The sequence below is a fragment of the Luteimonas salinisoli genome (assembly GCF_013425525.1).
GTDB classification, from domain to species: Bacteria; Pseudomonadota; Gammaproteobacteria; order Xanthomonadales; family Xanthomonadaceae; genus Luteimonas; species Luteimonas salinisoli.
Window position 1 is genome coordinate 45,994 of record NZ_JACCKA010000085.1, and the last position, 21,701, is coordinate 67,694.

A 21,701-nucleotide genomic window follows, 5' to 3' on the forward strand; every position below is an offset into this window, starting at 1 on the left:
CAGCGGGCCGCTTCCCCGATGCCGACCAGGCGGCCGCCGTCGAGTGGCGACTGTTCCGCCGGACCATGACTATCCCAGAACGAGGTCAGGTTCCCGCGTGAGCATGATGTCGTCGACCTCGCGCTGGCTGCCGGAGCCCAGGTCGACCATTTTGTTGACGCCAACAAAATGGTCTGAGACCTCATGGCCGGAAACCGCCATCTGGCGTTGCGTCAGCCAGACGGCCTGGCCATCCAGCCGCACCTGGATCCGGGTCTGCGCATCGTCGGTGCGGTAGAGCACCAGTTCCGACGTCGGCACGGTCTCGTCCTGCGTGTTCATGTCACTCCTTGCGCGATCGCGCGGCTCGTCAGCGTAGCGTTTCCTGCGGCGCGCCCAGCCGCCACCCCAGTCCCGACCAGCGACCGGCGTGTCGCGACAGTGCTTCGCGAATCACGTCCTCGCTGCCGGCGACATGCAGCTCACGCCGTGCCCGGGTCATCCCCGTGTACAAAAGTTCCCGCGACAGCACGCGATTGTGGCGCTCCGGCAGCACCAGCCACACCTCGTCGAACTCGGAGCCTTGCGCCTTGTGCACGGTCATCGCGAAGGCGCTGTCGTGCGCGGGCAGCGCTGCGGGGTGGAAGGGGCGCGGGTTGTGCGGGTCGTCGCCGGGGAACCACGCCATCAGGGTGCCGCCATCGCGCAGGCAGATGCCGATGTCGCCGTTGAACAGGCGGTGGCGGTAGCTGTTTTCGGTGATCAGCAGCAGGCGGCCGTGGAAGTAACGGTTGGCGGTGGCCGCGGGGCCGGCGCCGCGGCGGGTGCCGGCCAGCAGGTCCTCGATGCGGACGTTGAGCCCGCGCGCGCCCTGCGGGCCTTCGCGCACGGCGGTGAGGATGCGCAGGCGGGCGGCGTTGGCGAGGGCTTGGGCGGGGTCGGTGGCTTCGGCGAGCGAGGCCCAGTGGGCGAGCAGGTGCTCGCGGTGGGTCTGCAGCGGGTCGGCGTTGCCTTCGTGGAAATGCACGCCGGAGAGCTCGCCGTCGCGCAGCAGTGACAGGGCGGTGGCGCTGTCGCCTTCGCGCACGGCGGCGGCCAGGGGGGCGAGGTCGAGTTCGGCGCTCTGGCGCCAGCCGCGGGTGAGGTGGATGTGGCGGGCGGGGAACGGGGTGGGTTTGGTGCCGGGTTGGGCGTGAATGGGGTCGCCGGCGGGCGCGGGGGTGTGGGCGTCGGTGGGGGTGTGGGTTTCGCGGCCATGGGCCGCTCCTATGGGGGGGGTGGCCTCGAGGATGCCGCTGAGGACGTCACCCGCTTCCACCGAGGGCAGCTGGTCGGGGTCGCCGAGCAGGACCAGGCGGGCGCCGTCGGGCACGGCTTCCACCAGCTTGGCCATCAGCGGCAGGTCGATCATGGAGGCTTCGTCCACCACCACCACGTCGAGCGGCAGGGGGTTGTCGGCGTGGTGCCGGAAGCCGGAGCTGTCGGGGATGGTGCCGAGCAGGCGGTGCAGGGTGGTGCCGGTGGTGGGCAGGTGGGCGCACAGGGCGGGGTCGATGCCCAGGGCGGTGAGCGCCTGCACGGCGTTGCGTACGCTCTCGGCCATGCGCTCGGCGGCGCGGCCGGTGGGCGCGGCCAGGGCGATCCGCGGCGGCGCGGTGCCGGCCTGCAGCGCCTGCGCCACCAGCAGCACCAGCATGCGGGTGATGGTGGTGGTCTTGCCGGTGCCGGGGCCGCCGGTGACCAGCAGCAGGTTGTGGTGCAGGGCGGTGCCGGCGGCGCGGGACTGCAGGTCCTCGCCGGTGGCGGCATCGGGGAAGAGCTGGGCGAAGAGCTCGGCGAGGTGGGCGGGAAGCTGCGCGTGGTCGCGATCGGCTTGCTCGCGCGGATGCGGGTGGGCGCTGCCGATGCGGCGCAGGCCTTCGGCCAGGCGGCGCTCGTACTCGCGGTAGCGGCGCAGGTAGACCAGGCCGTGCTCGAACACGAGCGGGGCGTCGGCGGCGGATTCGGCGTCGCCAGCCTGGGGGCAGGCGACCCAGCGCGAGGACTCCAGCGCCTGGCACCAGGCCTCCGGCGTGGGCCAGTCGATGGGCGCTTCCACCAGGCGCTGCGGTTCGGCCGGGTCGAAGCCGGCGTGGCCGTCGACGACGGCCAGCGAGGCCAGGGCGGCGGCGGCCAGCACGCTATCCGGGGTGTCCGGATCCAGCCGGCGCAGGCTCTGCGCCAGCGCGTGGTCCAGCGTGCGCAGGGCGCCAGCCTTGGTGAGGGCCTGCAGCAGGTTCACGCGGCGGCCCCGCTGGTCTGGCCCGCGAACAGGGCGTCGAGCGCATGCACCAGCGCGGGATCGAAGCGCCAGGCCTGGATGCCCTGCCCGTCGCCGCGGCTGGCGTCGATGCCGCGGCAGAACAGGTAGCGGGCGCCGCCGAAGTCGCGGTCGTAGTCGTAGCCCTCGCCCAGGCGGAAGCGCAGCCAGCGGTGCAGGGCGAGGGTGTAGATCAGCGCCTGCAGGTGATATTCGCTGTGCGCCATGGCCTCCTCCAGCTGGGCGGGGGCGTAGCCGGGCAGGCGGTTGGATTTGTAGTCGAGCACGTACCAGCGGCCTTCGTGCAGGTAGGTCAGGTCGATCAGGCCGGTCATCAGGCCTTCCAGCCTGCGGCGCAGGCCGAAGCCCTGGCGCGCGGCGAGCAGGCCGTGGCGGTGCAGCAGGGCGAGCAGCGCGTCGACGCGGGTGGGCGCGAGGGCGAACTGGAACTCGATCTCCGGGCGGCGCTGGTCTTCCGGCACGGCGGCGAGCGCGGTGCCTTCCGGCAGGGCGGTGGTGAGGGTGTGGCCGATCATGGGCACGATCACGGCCACGCCGTCATCCATGTCGTCGGCGGCATAGCCGCCTTTGCCCAGGGCGATGGTGATCTTGTTGCGCTCGCCTTCCGGGGCGTCGTCGCCGGGGCGCCAGGCGTGCCAGGCGGCAAAATCGGCGTTCTCGAACACCTCGTGCAGCACCACGCCGAAGCGGGCGCCGCCAAAGCGCGGGTCGATGTCGGCGGCCTCGGTGGGCGCGGCTTCCGGGTTGTCCTCCGGCTCGTCGCGGCCGCCGGCGGCCGGCTGGGTGGCTGCGGTGGAGAGGTCGTGGCCGGCATCGGCGTTGGCGAGCTGGGTGAAGCTGTAGACCCACCAGTCGCTGGCGAGCGGGCGCGTGGCCGTGCGGGCGGCGGGGACGGCTTCCACGGTTTCGGCGCCGAGCCAGGGCAGCTGGGCGGGCGGCTGCGCGGCATCGATGGCGATGGCGTCCGGCGCGCGCGCGGTCAGGGCTTCCGGGTCGGAGACCATCGGCCACAGCGGCGACCTGGTGTGGCAGAAGAAGGTACCGGTGGCCAGCCACAGCGCGTCGCGGGTGCGGGTGAGGCCGACGTAGAGCAGGCGCGCGTCCTCGGCGCGCTCGCTGCGCTGCCAGGCTTCGCAGGCGTCGTTCCAGCCGCTGTCTTCCTGCTGCAGCTTCCAGTGCAGCACGCGACCGTCGTCGCCGTGCACGGTCACCTTGCGGCCGGGGCTGCGGGCCTGGCTGCCGATGCCGACGTAGGGCAGGTACACCAGCGGGTATTCCAGCCCCTTGCTCTTGTGCAGGGTGACCACCTGCACGCGGCGGGCGTCGGACTCCAGCCGCAGCTGCTGGGCCTCGTCGTCGGCGCTGGCCTCGGCGATGGCGCGCGCCAGCCAGTCGAGCAGGCCGTGCAGGCCAAGTGCGTTGCGCTGGGCTTCCTGCAGCTGCTCGGCCAGCTGCAGGTAGTTGGTGAGGCGGCGCTCGCCGTCCATCAGGCCGAGCAGGCGCGGCGCATGCTGCGCGCACAGCTCGCCGACCAGCGCCAGCGGGCCGCCGCGCTGCAGGCGCTCGCGCCAGGCGAGTGCTTCCATCTGCTTGCGCTGCAGGGTGGCGCCTTCGGCGTCGAGCGCGGCGATCGCGTGCGCGTCCTCGCCCACCAGCACGGTGGCGAGCGCCGCGCGCAGGCGGCGGTCGTCGGAGCCGTGCACCAGCGCCTGCAGCAGGGTGTGCAGTTCGCGCGCCTCCGGGGTGGCGAACAGGCTCTGCTTGCCCGCGGCCACCGCCGGGATGCCCACCGCGGCCAGGGCGTCGCGAATCAGGATGGCTTCGCTGTGCTTGCGTACCAGCACCGCGATGTCGCCGGGGCGCACCGGCTCGCCGTTGATGGTGGCGCGCCCGGCGCGCGCGTCGGTGAGCACGCCGTGGATCGCGGCCACGCAGGCCTGGGTGGCGAGGTCGCGCGAGCGCGGGGAGGGATGGGGCTTGGGGTTGCCCTTGGCATCGCGTTCGGTCGGCTCGGGCGCCTGCCACAGGGTGAGCGCCGGCGCGGGCGCGCCGTTGCGCTGGTACTCGGCGTCTTCGCGCGCGCCGCCCGGCTGCACCGGGTGGAACCGGATGCGCGGGTCGATGAAGGGCGGGGCGATGTTGCCCGGGTCGTCTTCGTGCGCGGACTGCGCCTGGCCGTACAGCGCTTCGAGGCTGCCGAGCACGGCGGGGCGCGAGCGGAAGTTGTGCGCCAGCGGCGGCGCCATGTGCGCGGTGTGCTGGGCGGCCAGGTAGGTCTCCACGTCTCCGCCGCGGAAGCCGTAGATGGCCTGCTTGGGATCGCCGATGAGGAACAGCGCCGGCTCCGGGCTGCCGGCGCCGAACACGCGGTTGAAGATCTGCCACTGGCGCGGGTCGGTGTCCTGGAACTCGTCCACCAGGGCGATGCGGTACTGCGCGCGCAGGCGCCCGGCGAGCGCGTCGCCGTGCTCGCCCTGGAGCGCGTCGGCGACGCGGTCGATGAGGTCGTCGTAGGTCAGCACGCGCGCCTGCTGCTTGTGCTGGCGCAGGCGGCGGCGGGCGTCGCCGCGCAGCCGGTGCAGCAGGGCGGCCTGGCGCGCTTCGCGCAGGCGGTCCACCTCGGCCAGGGCGGCGGCGTATTCCTCCACCGCGTCGCACAGCGGGGAATCCGGGGTGCGGCCGGCGCCGGCCTTGCTGGTGCGCTTGAGCAGGGTCTCGCGGTGCAGCTGTTCCAGCTTGGCGTGGTGGAAGCGCGAGCCCGGCTCGGCGCGGTCGCACCAGCGGGAGAGCTGGGCGAACAGGTCTTCGATCCATTCGGCCTTGTAGCTGCCCCCGTGCAGCACCTTGCCTTCCGCCGCCCGCAGCAGCTCGTCGCGGAAGCCATCGCCGTGGGTGCGCGCGGCTTCGGCGAAGGCCTGTGCGGCCGCCTGCAGCATGGGACCCGGATCGGGCAGCGGGCCCGGCGGCGGCGGCAGGAGCACCGGCTCGCGCACCAGCGCCGACAGGTCCCTGGCCAGCGCCTCCGGGCCCTGCGGCCACAGCGCATGCAGGTCGTCGACGGCGTCGGCGTCCACCGCGTGCGAGCGCCACAGGTCGGCGGCGATCCCGGCGCGCAGTTCCGCGTCGCTGGCCAGGAGCTCCGGCGGATCGAAGCCCTGCCCGCTTTCCAGCGCGTGCTCGCGCAGCACCCGGGCGCAGAAGCCGTGGATGGTGAAGATGGCGGCCAGGTCGATCTCGTCCACGGCCTGGCGCAGCCGGCGGCGGACGTCTGCCTCCGGTTCACCGCTGCGCTCCAGGTGCGCCTGGATCAGCGTGCGCATCAGCTCCGCCTCGGGCGAATCCTCCATGGGCAGGCCAGCCGCGACCTCCGCCGCCAGCAGCAGCCGTTTGCGCACCCGCGCGCGCAGCTCCTGGGTGGCGGCCTCGGTGAAGGTCACCGCCAGGATCTCGCCCACGCGCAGGCCGCGCTCGAGCACCAGCCGCGCCAGCAGGGTGGCCAGGGTGAAGGTCTTGCCGGTGCCGGCGGAGGCCTCGATGGCGAACACGCCTTGCAGCGGCTGGGTGAGGTACGGATCCCGTGGCGCGCTCATTCGGCGTCCTCCGGCTCGAAGCGCTCGGCCAGGCCGTCGAGCGTGGCGGGATCGGTGCCACCGTGGACCTTGCCGTCCTGCAGGGCCAGGAACACCAGCATCGCGGCGTCGACGAAGCGCTGCAGGCTGTCCTGGTCGCCGAAGGGATCGCAGCCGCGCAGGGCCTGGCGCAGGGCGTCGCCGTGCCCTTCGGCAAAGCCGCCGCCGCTGCCGTGCCACTGGCTGCGCGCGGCCTTGACGCCGCGCTCCGGGTTCCCGGCGCAGTCGTAGTACGCCCAGGCGCTGTAGGGCGCGTACGGCAGCGGTGCGCGCAGGCCGTGGGCGCGCAGCGCGAGCAGCTCGCGCAGGGCATTGCGGGCATCGGCGGGCGACAGCTCCGGGCGCTCGAACGGGCCGGGGCCGGCGCGGCCGCCGTCGAAGAATTCCACCAGCGGCAGGTCGATGCCGGCCGCGCGCGCCAGCAGCCAGTCCAGGCCGCTGCGTACCGCGCTTGGCCCGTTGGGCTTGCCGAAGCGCAGGCGGGGGATGCCGTGCGGGTAGACGTCCTGGATGCGGCCGTGCACGCGCACGCCGTCGATCTCGACCTCGGCCAGCACCGACCCGGCTTCCGCGTCCCCGCGCCACTGCGAGAACGCCTCCAGCCACGGCGCCAGCAGTTCGCGCTGGTCGACAAGCACGCGGCGGCCGGCGGCGCCGGACGGCAGCAGGCCGCGTGCGCGCAGCGATGCGTGGATGACCGGGTCGTCCAGCCCGCGCAGCAGCTCGTTGAACAGCGCGCGCTGCAGCACGCTGCGCTCCAGGCCGGCGCCCGGCGCGGCCAGCGGCTCCAGGTCCGCGCCCTGCTCCTCGATCTCCACCAGGCGCATGCCCATGCGCGCGAGCAGTTCTTCCGCCGGGTGCAGCAGGAAACGGCGCAGGGCGCTGATCGGCAGCTCCGGCTCGGCTTCGCCCGGCGCGAACGGTTCGCCGGCGAACCACGGCGGCAGCGGCTGGCGCCTGTCGGCGGCGCCGGCGGCGGCCTGTTGCCAGCGGGCGTGGTAGGAGAAGCGGCGCGGCTCGGCCTCCGAGCCAAAGGCCTCGGCCGAGAACGGCTGCAATGGATGGCGCACCACCAGCGCATCGGCCACGTCTTGTGCGCCCGCTGCGTGCTGGTCCACGGCGGCGTCGATCAGCTCCGACACCAGCACGGAAGGCTCGCGCCGGCTGCCGTCGCGCGGGTCGGCGCCCTGCCAGCTGGCGTAGAACACGTCCTGCGCGGCGGTGAACAGCTGCAGGAACAGGAAGCGGTCGTCGTCGCGGGTGGAGCGGTCGCCGGCGCGGCGCCTGTCGGTACCGAGCTCGGCGGTGAGCCGGTTGAGCCCGGCGGCGGGATCGCGGCGCGGGAATTCGGCGTCGTTCATGCCCAGCACGCAGATCACCCGGAACGGCAGCAGCCGCATCGGCACCATGCGGGCGATGCTGACGCCGCCGGTGAGCAGCGGTGCGCGGGTGTCGGCCTCGGCCAGCACCGCGCGGAAGTGCGCGCGCACGGCCTCCGCCGGCACCGGGTCTTCGAAACCGGCGCTGCCGGCGGTGCTGGCGAAGCCGTCCACCAGGGTGCGCAGCCGGTCCAGCGCGCGCTGGCTCGCAGGATTGGAAGGCGGCCTGGGCAGCAGCGCGTCGAGCAGTTCCAGCAGGCGTTCGCGCCACTGCGCCGGGGGCATGGCTGCGCCCAGCACCCTGGCGTTGCGGGCCAGCACGCGCAGCAGCCGCACCAGGGTGTCGAGCGCGTCCAGGGCGCTGCCTTCCAGGTCCGGCAGCGGGGCCAAGATGCGGCCATCGCTGGCGCGGATCAGCGCCTCGCTGCCGCTGGCGTGGCCCAGCAGCAGGCGGTCGAGGGCAAAGGCCCAGGTGTAGGCGTCGTCCTCGGGCGCGTCGAAGCGGGCGCGGTGCTCGCCGTCCAGGCCCCAGCGCGCGCCGGCGGCCAAGAGCCAGGCCTGCAGGCGCTCGATCGCGGGCGCGTCGAGCCCGTTGGCCTCGGCCAGCGCGGGGCTGGCCAGCAGGTCCAGCGTCTCGTGCAGGCCGAAGCGCGAGACCGGCAGCGCCAGCAGGCGCACGAACACTTCGGCCAGCGGCTCGTTGGCCAGCGGGCTGGCGTCGGCCAGCGCATAGGGGATCGCGTCCTCGCGGCCGCGATCGCCGAACACCGCCTCCAGGTACGGCAGGTAGGGATCGACGTCCGGCGCCAGCACCGCCACCTCGCGGGGCTTGAGCGGCGGATCGAAGCGTTCGTCGTCGAACAGCGCGCGCAGCTGGTCGCGCAGCACCTGCAGCTCGCGCAGGCGGGTGTGGCAGGCGTGCAGCTGCAGGCTCGGGTCGTCGCGGCGCAGCGCCGGCAGGCGGGTGCGCGGGTCGGTGGCGGTGGGCGCGAGCGGCGGCGACGGGCGGCGGTGGAACAGGTCGGCCTGCAGGCGGCGCAGCAGGCTGGGGCTGGAAGAGAAAACGGGGTCAGAGTCGATTTTCCCCCGCCCATTGTCCGGGTCGGCAGAATCAGGAGGAAAAATCGACTCTGACCCCGTTTTTTCCCCAGGATCCGCATGCGCGGCGATCTCGGCCGAGGCATGCACCACTTCGTAGCCACCGAGCACCGCCATGAAGTCCCGGCCGGCGTGGCCCCAGGCCTGCAGCAGCGGGTTCTCGGAGCGGGCGGCATCGTCGTGCGCGGCTTCGATGCCGCCGGCGCGCACCCGCTGCAGGTCGCCCCAGTAGTCGCGGCTGGGCGAGGGCACGTAGAAGTGCAGCGTGCCAACCCGCGCCTGGGTGGCCAGCACCCGCAGCACGTCGGGCGAGACGTTGAGGGTGGCGAAGGCGAACAGTCGCGGCGGCAGGCCGGTGGGCAGCGGCGCGTCGCGCGCTTCGAAGCGGTCGAGATATTGCTGGATGCGCCGCGCGCGGTGGGAGCGGCCGCGGGCGATGCGCCGCCACAGGATCGCCTGCGGATCGTCCGGCTCGGCGCCCGCCTCCCAGCGCAGCAGCCACTCGCGGCGCCAGGCCTGGTATTTCTCGAACACCGAGGCGAGCTCGCCGGCCAGTGCCCAGGCGCGCAGCGGATCATGGCTGTCGCCGTGCTCGCGCAGGGGGTGTGGACCTTCGACGCGGGTGCGCTGCGGATCGGGCCGCTCGCCGTGCGCGCGCACCGGATCCGATCCATCGACGTGCGTGCGATACGGTCCGTCGACGTGTGCGCGCAGCGCCGCCAGCGCGGGTTGCGCCATGAACTGCGCGTCGGTCAGCGCGGCATAGAGATGCCAGTGCAGCGTCGCGACGTCGGGCTCGTCGGTGGCCGGGCCGAGGTTGGCGGTGAGCGCGCGGGCGACGAATTCGCCCGGGGTCAGGAATTCGAGGTTCGCGGCCACCCCGTGCGCGGCGGCCAGGGTGGCCTGCAGCCAGCGCCGCATCGCCACCTGCGGGATCAGCACGGTGTCCGGCGCCAGCAGTGCTTGACCCGGCGCCGGGATGCGCAGCTCATGCGCCAGCAGCCCGGCAAGCACGTCGAGCGCATTGGAGTGGTAGAGGCGGAAATCGGGCGCGGCGGCGGGCATCCGGCCATGATGCCCGAGCGCCGTCGCAGGCCGCGATATCGCGGCGCCGGACGTCGTGAACGCCCGGCGCCGCTGGGTCAGTAGCTCTTCTCGATGTTCAGCAGCAGGCCGTGGTCGCGGTCGGAGCCGTTGCCGACTACGCCGCGGTACTCGATGCGGGTGGAGACGCCGCTGTCGTGGCCGAACATGGCGCCGATGCCGAGCATGAGGCGGTTGCGGTCGAAGCCGTCGAGGGTGGTGCGGTACAGCGGCCCGGTCAGCAGGTCGGCGTAGCCCATGGTGGCGCTGGCGTCGCCCTGGAAGTCGTGCTGGTACTCCATCCGCAGCAGCGGCGCGAACACGCCCCAGCTGGTCTTGCTGCGGAAGTCCAGCCGCAGGCCGACGTTGCCGGTGGTGGTGTCGACGTCCATCGCGCCGTGGCGCAGCGCACCCGGGTCGTCGCCCTGCTCGACGTAGCCGTCCAGGCGCCCGCGCGCCAGGTCCAGGCGTGCGTACGGGGTCAGCTGCAGCCCGTCGCGCAGGCGGATGTCGGCGCCGGCCGAGACCGAGCCGAACCACTGCCTGCCGTCGCGCGTGCCGTGCACCAGCCCGCCGCTGGCGGTGACGCGGCGGCGCAGGTCGTACGACAGGGTCTGGTAGCCCAGCAGCGCGTCGACGAAGAAGGTCTCGCCGGGGTGGTAGCTGCCGTAGGCCGCCAGCGACCAGGCCTCGCCCTCGCTGCGGCTGTCGCGCTCGCCGACCTCGCTGTCGTCGCGGCCCCAGCCGAGCCCGGCGCCCACCGCGAACGCCGGGGAGAGGCGGTAGTCGGCGCCCACGCTCAGGCCGTCGCTCTCGAAGTCGGTGCCGGTGCCGGTGCCGTCGCGGCCCTGATGGCCGGAGCGGATCGCGCCGCCGACCCACAGCGACATGCCGCCGCCGGCACCCGTCTGCGCCGGCGCCGAGCCCGCTGCCGCTGCCGGCTCCGACGCGGCGCCGGGGGCGTCGATGCCGTGGCGGGCGTGGTCGCAGGCCTGGCCGGGGACCGCGCCCACCGGCTGCACGCACTGCGGCCTGCCGGCGCTGAAGCCGAGCTGGTTGCTGAAGCGCGGTGCGGTCTCGCCGCCGCGGTGCAGGCGTTCCAGGCGCTGCTGGAAGTTGGCGATCTGCGCGCCGGCGAAGCGCCGGGTGGCGGCCACCTGCGCTTCGAGCAGCGCACGCACTTCCGGGTCCTGGGTGGGGTCCGGGCGCTGCACCACGTTGAAGGTGATCACCGCCTCGGCCGAGGTGGCATGGGCGTTGTCGAGGGTGAAGCGCGCGCCGGCCTGGCCGGCGAACGCCGCGTCGGCGGCGAAGCTGAGTACGTAGCGCGCGCTGTCGCCGCTGCCCTCGCTGGCGATGCTGGCGCTGCCGGCCGCCGCCGGCGTCAGGCTCAACAGCGTCGCGGCGGTGAACGGGCCGCCGGTGGCGCTCTCGGTCAGCTCCACTTCCACGGTCTGCCCGGCGATCACGTCGACGCTGCGCGAGACCGCCACCGGCAGCGGATTGACCGTGACTGTCACGGTCGCCGGCGCCGAGGTGCCGCCCGGGCCGGTCGCGGTATAGCGGAAGCTGTCGGTGCCGGAGAAGTCCGCCGCCGGGGTGTAGACGATGCCCAGGCCGTCGATCTCGGCGCTGCCGTGCGCCGGCGCCGCATCGATCGCCAGGCTATCGATGGCGCCGCTGTCGTTGTCGGTCACCGCGATGGTGACCGCGGCGCCGCCGAGCGTGGTGGCGGTGTCGTCGGCCGCCACGGGCGCTGCGCTGCTCACCCGCAGGGCGTAGGCGGCGCTGCCGGTGAACCCGAGCGCATCGGTGGCGGTGATGCCGAAGGCGAACTCGCCATCGACCGTCGGCGTGCCCGACAGGCTGCCGTCTGCGGCCAGGGCGAGCCCGGCCGGCAGCGCGCCGCTGCTCAATGCGAAGGTATACGGTGCGGTGCCGCCGTCGGCGCCGAGGGCCTGGGCATAGGCGCTGCCGCGGGTGGCGTCCGGCAACTCGTCCGGGGCCAGCACGATCTGCGGCGCCGCCACTTCCAGGGTGTAGGAAAGGGTAAGGCTGGCCGGCGTGCCACCGGCCGAATCCGTCGCCTCGACCTGGAAGGCGAAGCTGCCGCTCGCGGTCGGGGTGCCCGACAGGGTGCCGTCGGCGGCCAGCGACAGGCCCGCCGGCAAGGCGCCGCCCGCCAGCGCGTAGGCGTAGGGCGCGACGCCGCCGCTGGCGGAGAAGGCCTGGCTGTAGGCCACGCCGGCGACGGCGCCGGGCAGGGTGTCCGGGGCCAGGGCCAGGTCGGCCGCGGCGATGACGAGCGTATAGGCCACGCTGCCGGTACCGGCGGTCCCCGAAGTGCTGTCGGTGGCGGTGACGGTGAAGGCGAAACTGCCGGTCTCGGTGGGGGTGCCGGCGAGCGCGCCGGTGGCCGCATCGAACGTCAGCCCGGCCGGCAGCGGACCGCCGCCGAGCACGTAGCTGTACGGCGCGATGCCGCCGCTGGCGGAAACAGTCTGCGTGTAGGCGCTGCCGGCCACGCCGTCCGGCAGGGTGGCGGGAGCGATCGTGAGCGTGGGCACGCCGATCTCGAGGGTGTAGGCGGTGGCGCCGGTCTGGCCGTTGTCGTCGGTGGCGAGCACGGTGAACGAGGTGCTGCCCGAAGCCGTGGGCGTGCCGGACAGACTGCCGTCGGCGGCCAGCTGCAGACCGGCCGGCAGGCTGCCGGCCGCCAGGGTGTAGGCATACGGGGCGACGCCGCCGCTGGCGGCGAAGGTTGCGCCGTACGGCTGGCCGGCGGCGCCGTCTGGCAGCGTGGCCGGCGCCACCACGATGGCCGGGCTGCCGACCGTCACGGTGTAGCTCTCGGTCACCGAGTACGGCGCGCCGGCGCCGCTGGCGCCGCTGTCGGTGGCGGTGATGTCGAAGCCGTAGCTGCCGGGCGTGGTGGGCGTGCCGGACAGGGTGCCGTCCGCGGACAGGGTGAGCCCGGGCACCGCGGTGCCGGACAGCGCGTAGAGATACGGGCCCACGCCGCCGCTGGCGGTGAACGCCTGCGAGAACGGCTGGCCGTAGGACGCGGCGAAGGTGGTGCCGGCCGGAGCGAGCGCCAGGGTCGGGGCGGCGACCGCCAGACTGAAGTTCTCGGTCGTGGTGAACGGCCCGTCGCCGGTGCTGCTGTCGGTGGCCGACACGGTGAGGGCGAAGGTGCCGGCCTCGGCCGGGGTCCCCGACACGGTGACGCTGGTGCTTCCGCTGGCGGTGACCGACAGGCCCGCGGGCAGCCCGAGCACTTGATAGTTCACATACGGGGCCTGCCCGCCGTTCCAGTTGAAGTCGACGCTGTAGGCGCTGCCGACCGTGGCGGCGAGCGCACCGCTGGTGACGGTGATCGCCGGCGCGGTGACCGTGACCGTGACCGTCGCCGGGGCGGAGGTGCCCGAGGCGTTGGTGGCGGTGTAGGTGAAGCTGTCGGTGCCGGCGAAACCGGTGGTGGGGGTGTAGGTGATCTGGGTGCCGCTGGCGGCGGCGACCCCGTGGGCGGGCAGGCTGGCGACGGAGACGTTGGTGGGCGCGCCGCTGTCGATGTCCAGCGGCACCGGATTGGCGGTGCTGCCGTAGGCGACGGTGACCGACACCGGGTTGGCCACCGGCACCTGGTCGGCGATGACGATCGAGAAGGCCTGGCTGCCGGTGTATGGGCCGGTACCGGTGCTGGAGTCGGTGGCGGTGACGGTGAAGTTGAAGGTGCCGAGGGCGGTCGGCGTGCCGGACAGCGCGCCGTTCGCCGCCAGGGTCAGGCCCGCCGGGAGCGCGCCCGCGGTGACCGCATAGGTGTAACCGGGCGTTCCGCCGGTAGCCGGGCCGACGACGGTGGCGTAGGGCTCGTCGCGGGTGCCCGCCGGCAAACTGGCTGCCGGCAGGGTCACGGTGGCGGCGGCGACCGTCAGCGTGTACGCGCGGCTGCCGGTATACGGCCCCGGCGCCGCACTGCTGTCGGTGGCGGTGACGGTGAAATTGAAGCTGCCGCCTGCAGTGGGCGTTCCGGAGAGCGTGCCATCGGCGGCGAGGGTGAGCCCGGCCGGCAGCGCGCCTGCGGTGATGGCGAACGTGTAGGGTCCGCTGCCGCCGGTCGCACCCAGCGCCTGGCTGTACGCCGCGGCCACGGCGGCATCGGGCAGCGTGGCGGGGGTGACCGAGACCGGGACGTCGTCGTTGAGGATGGTGCCGGTGCCGGTGCCGTCGGCGATCGAGGCGTTGGTGGCACCGCTCAGGCCGACGGTGAAGGTCTCGTCGGGCTCCGGCGTGGTGTCGCCGTTGACGGTCACCGAGATGGTGCCCTGGGTCTGGCCCGCGGTGATGGTCAGGGTGCCGCTGGTGGCGGCGTAGTCGCTGCCGGCGGTGGCGGTGCCGTCGGCGGTGGCGTAGCCGACGCTGACGGTCTGGCCGCTGGCGGCGGAGAGCGCGACGGTGAAGGTGGCGGTGACGGTGCCGGCGTTGCCTTCGGTCACCGATACGTCGTCGATGGCCAGCGACGGCAGCGGATCGTCGTTGTTGATCGTTCCCGTGCCCTGCGCGTCGGCCACGGTCGCGCCGGTCACGTTGGTGACGTTGACGAAGAAGGTCTCGTCGGGCTCATGGAGGGTGTCGCCGCCGATCTGCACGGCGAAGGAATAGGTGCTGGCGCCTGCGGCGATGGTCTGCCCGGTGAGCGAGTGGGACACGTAGTCGCTGCCGGCGGTGGCGGTGCCGTCGGCGGTAGCGATGTCGAACGTCACTCCGCCAGGCCCGGCCGGCGCGTCGAGCGACACGGTGAAGGTCATGCTGGCGGTGCCGGCGTTGCCCTCGGCCATGGCAACGTCGTTGATCGACAGGCTGGGCAGGGCCACCACCTCGATCGTGTAGGTCTCGAGCTCGAAGTACTGCCCCGGGCCGGTGCTCGAATCGGTGACCCGCAGGGTGACAGGGTAGCTACCCACGGCGGCATTGGTGGTGCCGCTGACCACCCCCGCCGCGGAGATGGAGATCCCGGCCGGCAGGGTCCCGGTCTCGAGCAGGTAGCTGTACGGGGCCACCCCACCGGTCGTCTCGAGGGTCTGGTTGATAGCGGAGCCCTGCACCGCGGTGCCGGTGGCCGTGGTCAGGGTCAGGGTCGGGTTCTGCACGGTGCCGGTGTAGCCCTTGACCGTGGAATCGCCGACGTTGTCCTGCGCCTGCACGCTGAAGCTGTAGACCCCCCGCTGGGTCGGCGTGCCGCTGAGCAGGCCGCTCGAGTTCAGGCTCAATCCCACCGGCAGCGCACCGCTGGCCACACTGTAGTTATAGGGGGCGACGCCGCCACTGGCGGTGAGGGTCTGGCTGACTGCGGTGCCGGCGGTCAGGGTGGGCAGCGATTCGGGCGTCACCACGATCGCCGAGGTCGGCGCTTCGATGGTGATGTTGACGGTGACGATGTCGCCTTCGTTGTCTTCGAGGTAGAAGGTATCGCTGGTGGCGTCGTCGCCGTTGTGGACGTAGGTGACGAACTGAACGTTCCCACTGTTGGGGCCGATGCTGACGTGGCCGTGCTGCTGTTCGAAGCCGTCCCATGGTTCGCTCATCCCGAAGTCGAACGGGCCATCGCAATGGCTGACGTCGATGTCGACCGAACCGCCGTTGGCGACGGTGGCGCTGAGCGTCGGGCAGTAGGCCGACTGACCGAAGGCCAGCGCCGGCCACAGCAGCAGCGCCGCCAGCAGCCAGGCGCAGGCACGCGCGAAGCGCGCGCGGCCGCGACCGCACGGACCAAATCCGGTGTTCTGATGCATGTCCCTGTTCCCCCCGAGCGCCACCGGGTTGCGGCGGCCTTCGCTCCCGGGCGCGCCGGGACGCTTCCTGTGGCGGGCGGCCCGATCGGCTGGCGCCCCACCCCTGCCGCGCATTGGAACAGAAATCCGGGTCCGCCAGAAGGCCCGCTCCTATCGCCGCAAAATGGAAGGCCGATCGGGCCGCTTGTGCACCGGGCCGGGATTGGTTCACAGTGGCGTTCAGGGGCGGCCGGGCACCGGCCACATCGACACCGGGGAGCGGGATGAGCGAATTCTTCATCGGCCAGATCATGCTGGCCGGGTTCGGCTTTGCGCCGAAATACTTCGCCCAGTGCAGCGGGCAATTCCTGCCGATCAACCAGAACCAGGCGCTGTTCGCGCTGCTGGGCACCCAGTTCGGCGGCGACGGCATCAATACCTTCGCCCTGCCCGACCTGCGCGGGCGCACGCCGATCAGCTATGCGCCCTCGGCGGACGGCGGCTGGCAGCCGCCTCCGATGCACATGGGCGATCGGGCGGGCAGCGAGCAGGTGGCGCTGACGGTCGAACAGCTGCCGGCGCACGTGCACGCGGTGGCCGCGGCGACGGGCGCCGGCGACAACCGCATCCCCGCCGGCCGCGCCTACGCCACCAGCAACGTCCGCAGCGGGGCGGCGCCGCCGCTGTATGCCGCTGCCGGCGCCATGGTGTCGATGGGCCCGCAGACGGTGGCCGATGCCGGCGGCGGCCAGCCGCACCCCAACCTGCAACCGTATGCCGCGATCAACTTCTGCATCGCGCTGAACGGCATCTTCCCCTCGCGGGAATGAATCGCCGCGCGGTGCGCCGCGCCCCAACCGACCTGCACGCAAGGACATTCCCATGAGTACCCCCTTCGTCGGCGAGATCCGCATGTTCGGCTTCGGCCGCACGCCGGTGGGCTGGCAGGCCTGCGACGGCAGCGTGCTGTCGATCGCCGAACACGAGGTGCTGTTCACGCTGATCGGCACGACCTACGGCGGCGACGGCGTGCAGACCTTCGCGGTGCCGGACCTGCGCGGCCGGCTGCCGCTCGGCCAGGGCCAGGGGCCCGGGCTGGGCAATTACGCGCTCGGCCAGATCGGCGGCACCGATTCGGTGACCCTGCAGCAGTCGCAGCTGCCGGCGCATACCCACGCCCTGCAGGCCACCACGGTGGCCGCCACCGCGGTCACCCCCGGGCCCGCGCTGCTGCCCGCAGCGGTCAGCGGCGACACGTTCTACGTGAACGCCACCGCGGGCAATACCGCCGCCGCCATGTCCAACCAGATGCTGGGGGTCGCCGGCGACTCGCAGCCGCACGAGAACTGCATGCCGACCCTGACCGTGCAGTACTGCATCGCCACCGAAGGTGTGTTCCCCCAGCAGAACTGAGCCGGCGACCGGGCCGGGACAGCAGCCACTCCGCCGCGCGCAGCGCGGCCATCGAGCAAGGACACCGACATGACCGAACCGTACATCGGCGAAATCCAGCTGTTCGGTTTCAACTTCAACCCGCGCAACTGGGCATTCTGCAACGGCGCGATCCTGCCGATCAGCCAGCACACCGCGCTGTTCTCCCTGCTCGGCACCGCCTACGGCGGCAATGGCCAGAGCAACTTCGCGCTGCCCAACTTCGCGGCGCGCGCGGGCGCCGGGATGGGCCAGGGGCCGGGGCTGCCGGATCGCGTGCGCGGCGAGACCTACGGCCAGGACAGCGTGACGCTCGATGCCGCGCAGATGGCTGCGCACAACCATGGCGCCAACGCCTGGTCGCAGACCGCCGCGGGCAGCGGCAGCGGCACGCCGGTCGCCGGAGGCGGCCTGTCGTTTCTGGCCACCAACACCGGCGCCAGGACCTTCCTGGCGGCGCCGCTGGATACCCAGCTGGCACCGCAGATGATCGCCCCCCAGGGCCAGGGGCTCCCGCACTCCAACCGGCAGCCCTATCTGGGGGTCAACTTCTGCATCGCGTTGCAGGGGGTCTACCCCAGCTTCGATTGAGATGAGGCCTGGCCCAGCGCCGTTTCCGCCGCCGCCGGCCGATCCGCTGCCCGCGCCGGCGGCGCTGTCCGCCCGCGGGCTGACGCTGCGCCCGGCGGCCGATGCCGACCTGCCCTGGCTGCGCCTGCTCTACGCCAGCACCCGCGCCGACGAGTTCGCCCCGCTGGGGTGGCCGGAAGACGCGCAGCGGGCCTTTCTCGACCAGCAGTGCGCCCTGCAGCATGCCCACTATCTGCGCTGTTTCCCCGACGCCCTGTTCCTGCTGCTGGACGGCCCGCAGGGACCGTGCGGGCGCCTGTACCTGCTGCGGCGCGTACCCGACCATCTGCTGATCGACATCAGCCTGCTCCCGCCCTGGCGCGGCGCGGGCATCGGCGGGGCCCTGGTGGCCGCGGCGCAGGAGGATGCGGCGGCGCGCGGCCGCGGGCTGCACCTGCACGTGGCGCGGGGCAATCCCCGCGCCCGGTCCCTCTACGAGCGGCTCGGCTTCAGGGCCGATGCGGCGCAGGACAGCGCCTCGCACCTGGCGATGCGCTGGCGGCGCGAGACGCTCAGTTGAAGACCGCCTGGTAGAGGAAGCCCTCGCGCTCGCGCGCGATCGGCACCAGGAAGATCCCCACCTCGCCCAGACGCGCATGCCGCATGCGATAGGTCTGCTGGGGCAGCAGGAACGCCGCACCGTTGCGGAACAGCAGCGAGAACGGCGCGCGCATCGCGCCGGGCGATGCGGGCAGCGGCCGGGCTTCGACCAGCACGAACGGCACCTCGCTGTCGGCGAACGCGGCGTCGAACGTCTCGTTCAAGCAGCCGGCGAAGTGTTCGAGGGTCAGCAACTGCATCGGATTGCCCGCAACGGTCGGCCGACGATGGTGGCGCGGTGAGGCGCGGCCGGCAAGCCGTGGTGCCGGAATGCGGGATGCGGGCCGAGGGGTGTGGGCCGGGGGCCGAGGGGTGTGGCACGGGCTGCGGGAGGCGCTGCGCCGCGCCATGCTCCTGCGCCGACGTCCTGTGCCAGCGAGATCCCCATGTCGGCAGCGGCGGGATTCAGAAGGCCGCCGACGGGACAGTTTCTGGACTCGTCAGTACAGCCACTAGGGTAAGATTCAGCCTCTGTTGGCGAAGCTGCCTGGCTCTCGCCGCGCGCATTGCGCGCCCCGCCCCCCGGATGACATGACCGACGACAACGCCATCGCCGTGCGCCTCGACCACGTCCGCCTCGACCGCGGCACGCGCACGATCCTGTCGGACATCGACCTGACGGTGCCGCGCGGCAGCGTGACCGCGGTGCTGGGGCCGTCGGGCAGCGGCAAATCGACGCTGCTGGCGGCGGTGACCGGCGAGCTGGTGCCGGCCGCCGGACGGGTGGAGGTGTTCGGCCGCGAGGTGCCGCGCCGCCAGCGCGAGCTGCTGGAGCTGCGCAAGGGCGTGGGCGTGCTGCTGCAGGGCAACGGCCTGCTCACCGACCTCACCGTGGCCGAGAACGTGGCGCTGCCGCTGCGCGCGCATACCCGGCTGCCCGACGAGGTGATCGGACGGCTGGTGGAGATGAAGCTGCATGCGGTGGGGCTGCGCGCCGCCGCCGATCTCTACCCGCGCGAGCTGTCCGGCGGCATGGCGCGGCGCGTGGCGCTGGCCCGGGCGCTGGCGCTGGATCCGCCGCTGATGCTCTACGACGAGCCGCTGACCGGGCTGGACCCGATTGCCAGCGGGGTGATCACCAGCCTGATCTCGCGGCTCAACGACACCCTGGGGCTGACCAGCATCATCGTGACCCACCACGTCCACGAGACCCTGCCGATCGCCGACCGCGCGGTGGTCATCGCCAACACCGGGATCGTGTTTTCGGGCACCCCGGAGGAATTGCAGTCGAGCAGCGATCCGCTGGTGCGGCAATTCCTGGACGGCCAGCCGGACGGGCCGATCGGGTTCGACGCGGCGCCGCGGGAGCGTGCGGCATGAGCGCGCTTGCCGGAGACCCGCGCTGATGGCCCTCGTCGAAGCCACCCGCTCCATCGGCCGTGCCGGGCTGTTTTCGCTGTCGGTGCTGCGCGCCTCGCGCCCGACCCGCGACTTCTTCGCCGAGCTGCTGCGCGAGATCTACAAGATCGGTGCGCGCTCGCTGCCGATCATCGCGGTGGGCGGCGCCTTCGTCGGGCTGTCGGTGACCCTGCTGGGCTTCCGCGCGCTGGAGACCTACGGCGCCTCGAACCAGGTCAGCGTGCTGGTCGGCCTGGGCCTGTACCGGGAGCTGGCGCCGGTGCTGACGGCGCTGCTGTTCGTCGGCCGCGCCGGCTCGTCGATCGCCGCCGAACTGGGGCTGATGCGCGCCACCGACCAGATCACCGCGCTCGGGCTGATGGCGATCGATCCGGTGGCCAAGGCGGTGGCGCCGCGGTTCTGGGCGGCGGTGATCACGGTGCCGCTGCTCACCGGCTTCTTCTGCAGCTTCGCGATCAGCGCCAGCTACTTCGAGGCCGTGCACGTGCTCGGCATCGACAGCGGCATGTTCTGGCAGGCGATGAAGGACGCGGTGGATTTCCGCAGCGACTTCCTCAACGCGTTCTACAAGTCCGCAGTGTTCGGCGGGACCGCGGCGCTGGTGGCCTCGTACGTGGGCTTCCACGCGGAGCCGACCATCGAGGGCACCTCGGTGGCGACCACGCGCGCGGTGGTCAACGCCTCGCTTCTGGTGCTGATGTTCAACTTCGTGATGTCGGCGTTCCTGTTCTGAGCCGCATCCTGACCCCAATGTCGACGCTTTCCCATTCCTTCCCGCACGCTGCGGGCGCTTTACGAGGTGATACCCGATGAGCAGTTCCCGTGGTCCCGGTCTCGAGTTCGCGGTCGGCGCGTTCCTGGTGCTGGCGCTGGGCTCGCTGCTGGTGCTGGCGATCGCCTCCACCAACGGCCGCTTCGGCTTTTCGGGCGACAGCTACGAGCTGACCGCGCGCTTCAGCAACCTCGGCCAGCTGCGCCGGCAGGCACCGGTGCGGGTCGGCGGCGTCACCATCGGCCGGGTCGCCGGAATCGAGCTCGACCCCGTGCGTTTCGACTCGATCGTCACCCTGGCCATCGACGACCGCTACCGCGACATGCCGATCGACACTTCCGCCAGCATCCTCACCGGTGGTCTGCTGGGCGAGAGCTACGTCGACCTGCAGCCGGGCGGCGACATGGAGTCGCTGCAGCCGGGCGAGGAGATCGCCTTCACCTCGCCGGCCGTGGACCTGATGCAGCTGGTCGGCCAGTACATGTTCAGCGGGCCCGGCGGTGGCGCGGCCGCAGAGCCGGCCGCCGAGGACACCGCCGATCCGCTTCCTTCCCCCGAGGAGCCAACCCCATGACCCGCATGACCCGTATCACCAGGCACCTGCTGCTTCCGCTCGCCATCAGCGCCGGCCTGCTGGCCGCTGCGCCCACCCTGGCCTTGGCCCAGGACGCCCCGGCCCGGGGCGCCCAGGCCCAGGGCACGCCCAGCAAGCTCGTGCTGGACAACACCCAGCGGGTGCTGTCCACGCTGGAGCAGCGCCGCGCCGAGTTCACCGCCGACCGCGGCCAGCTCGAAGCCTTCGTCAAGAAGGAGTTCGAGACCATGTTCGACCGCGACTATGCGGCCCGCCAGGTGCTGGGCAGGCACGGCCGCGGCGCCGACGACGCCGAGATCAAGCGCTTCGCCGACGCCCTGGCCGACAGCCTGCTGCGCCGCTACGGCGACTCGCTGCTGGACTTCAACACCCGGCTGCGCGCGCGCGTACTCTCCGAGACGCCGCTGCCGCGGGGCCTGGGCGTGCGGGTCGCCACCGAGCTGCTGCGCCAGGGCGGCGAACCGATCCCGGTCAACTACCTGATGCGCCAGTCCGGCGGCAGCTGGAAGGTGTTCGACGTGCAGGTCGAGGGCGTGAGCTTCGTCAGCACGTTCCGCCGCCAGTTCGATGCCGAGCTGCAGCGCAAGTCGATTTCCCAGGTGGCCGACGAGCTGCGCCAGGGGCGGTTGCAGGCCGATGCCGACATCGACTGAACCGACGTTGCGCCGCGAGAACGACACGCTCGTCTTCTCCGGTCCGCTGCTGCGCCAGGACGCCGCCGCGCTGTGGCCGGCGGCCCTGCGCGCGATCGCCGGCGCGCGGCGCTTCGACCTGCAGGCGGTGCCGCGCGTCGACAGCGCCGGGCTGGCGCTGCTGGCCGCGCTGGCCGCGCGCGCGGGCGGCCGCGTCGAAGTGTCGGGCACGCCGGACGGTCTGGCCGAGCTGCGCGCCGCCTACCGTATGACTCCCACGCTGGCGTTCGCCGACGCGCGCTGACGCCACTCCCGAACCAGGATGGAACCCGGATCATGATGCTCCGCCGCACCTTTTCCATGGCGCTGCTGCTTGCGCTGCTGCTCGCCGGCTGCGCGGGCGGCCGCGAGCAGGCCCGCGCC

15 protein-coding genes are annotated in these 21,701 nt (G+C 72.8%); 9 read left to right on the forward strand and 6 right to left on the reverse strand.

The window, feature by feature from the left end:
- Positions 1–69: 69 nt before the first annotated feature.
- The 5 genes from H0E84_RS20235 to H0E84_RS15285 form a co-directional block, all read right to left on the reverse strand.
- Complete coding sequence (locus H0E84_RS20235) at positions 70–321, reverse strand: virulence RhuM family protein (protein ID WP_219339773.1); 252 nt, start codon at positions 319–321, stop codon at positions 70–72.
- 28 nt (positions 322–349) lie between these two features.
- Positions 350–2,260, reverse strand: coding sequence for an exodeoxyribonuclease V subunit alpha (recD, locus tag H0E84_RS15270; RefSeq protein ID WP_180679502.1), 1,911 nt, complete (start codon positions 2,258–2,260; stop codon positions 350–352).
- A complete protein-coding gene (gene recB, locus H0E84_RS15275) occupies positions 2,257–5,889 on the reverse strand; it encodes an exodeoxyribonuclease V subunit beta (RefSeq protein WP_180679503.1) in 3,633 nt (1,210 codons plus the stop codon). Before recB ends, recD begins: the two co-directional genes overlap by 4 nt.
- Positions 5,886–9,470, reverse strand: a complete 3,585-nt coding sequence (gene recC / locus H0E84_RS15280; protein ID WP_180679504.1) for an exodeoxyribonuclease V subunit gamma — start codon at positions 9,468–9,470, stop codon at positions 5,886–5,888. The genes recB and recC overlap by 4 nt, the downstream gene beginning before the upstream one ends.
- Before the next feature lie 77 nt (positions 9,471–9,547).
- A complete protein-coding gene (locus tag H0E84_RS15285) occupies positions 9,548–15,280 on the reverse strand; it encodes a putative Ig domain-containing protein (protein ID WP_180679505.1) in 5,733 nt (1,910 codons plus the stop codon).
- A gap of 263 nt (positions 15,281–15,543) precedes the next feature.
- Between H0E84_RS15285 and H0E84_RS15290 the strand changes: the two genes are divergently transcribed.
- The 4 genes from H0E84_RS15290 (at position 15,544) to H0E84_RS15305 (ending at position 17,840) form a co-directional block, all read left to right on the forward strand.
- Positions 15,544–16,089: a phage tail protein gene (locus H0E84_RS15290; RefSeq protein ID WP_180679506.1), complete on the forward strand. Its 546-nt coding sequence runs from the start codon at positions 15,544–15,546 to the stop codon at positions 16,087–16,089.
- A gap of 52 nt (positions 16,090–16,141) precedes the next feature.
- Complete coding sequence (locus H0E84_RS15295; protein ID WP_180679507.1) at positions 16,142–16,672, forward strand: phage tail protein; 531 nt, start codon at positions 16,142–16,144, stop codon at positions 16,670–16,672.
- A 69-nt stretch (positions 16,673–16,741) separates the two neighbouring features.
- Entirely contained in the window at positions 16,742–17,281 is a 540-nt protein-coding gene (locus tag H0E84_RS15300; protein WP_180679508.1) for a phage tail protein, read from the forward strand.
- 1 nt (position 17,282) lies between these two features.
- Complete coding sequence (locus H0E84_RS15305) at positions 17,283–17,840, forward strand: GNAT family N-acetyltransferase (RefSeq protein WP_180679509.1); 558 nt, start codon at positions 17,283–17,285, stop codon at positions 17,838–17,840.
- Here the strand turns inward: H0E84_RS15305 and H0E84_RS15310 are convergent.
- A complete protein-coding gene (locus H0E84_RS15310) occupies positions 17,833–18,120 on the reverse strand; it encodes a DUF6916 family protein (RefSeq protein ID WP_180679510.1) in 288 nt (95 codons plus the stop codon). The genes H0E84_RS15305 and H0E84_RS15310 overlap by 8 nt on opposite strands.
- Before the next feature lie 331 nt (positions 18,121–18,451).
- Here H0E84_RS15310 and H0E84_RS15315 point away from each other — a divergent pair, with 331 nt between their 5' ends.
- The 5 genes from H0E84_RS15315 (at position 18,452) to H0E84_RS15335 (ending at position 21,582) form a co-directional block, all read left to right on the forward strand.
- On the forward strand, positions 18,452–19,240 hold the full coding sequence (locus H0E84_RS15315; protein WP_180679511.1) for an ABC transporter ATP-binding protein: 789 nt from the start codon (positions 18,452–18,454) through the stop codon (positions 19,238–19,240).
- A gap of 25 nt (positions 19,241–19,265) precedes the next feature.
- Positions 19,266–20,012 carry an MlaE family lipid ABC transporter permease subunit gene (locus H0E84_RS15320; protein WP_180679512.1) on the forward strand — a complete coding sequence of 249 codons (747 nt, stop codon included), beginning with the start codon at positions 19,266–19,268 and terminating at the stop codon, positions 20,010–20,012.
- Positions 20,013–20,088: 76 nt separating this feature from the next.
- Positions 20,089–20,625, forward strand: a complete 537-nt coding sequence (mlaD, locus tag H0E84_RS15325; protein ID WP_180679513.1) for an outer membrane lipid asymmetry maintenance protein MlaD — start codon at positions 20,089–20,091, stop codon at positions 20,623–20,625.
- A gap of 5 nt (positions 20,626–20,630) precedes the next feature.
- Positions 20,631–21,299, forward strand: a complete 669-nt coding sequence (locus tag H0E84_RS15330; protein ID WP_180679520.1) for an MlaC/ttg2D family ABC transporter substrate-binding protein — start codon at positions 20,631–20,633, stop codon at positions 21,297–21,299.
- Complete coding sequence (locus H0E84_RS15335; protein WP_180679514.1) at positions 21,283–21,582, forward strand: STAS domain-containing protein; 300 nt, start codon at positions 21,283–21,285, stop codon at positions 21,580–21,582. The genes H0E84_RS15330 and H0E84_RS15335 overlap by 17 nt, the downstream gene beginning before the upstream one ends.
- The last annotated feature ends 119 nt before the right edge of the window (positions 21,583–21,701 follow it).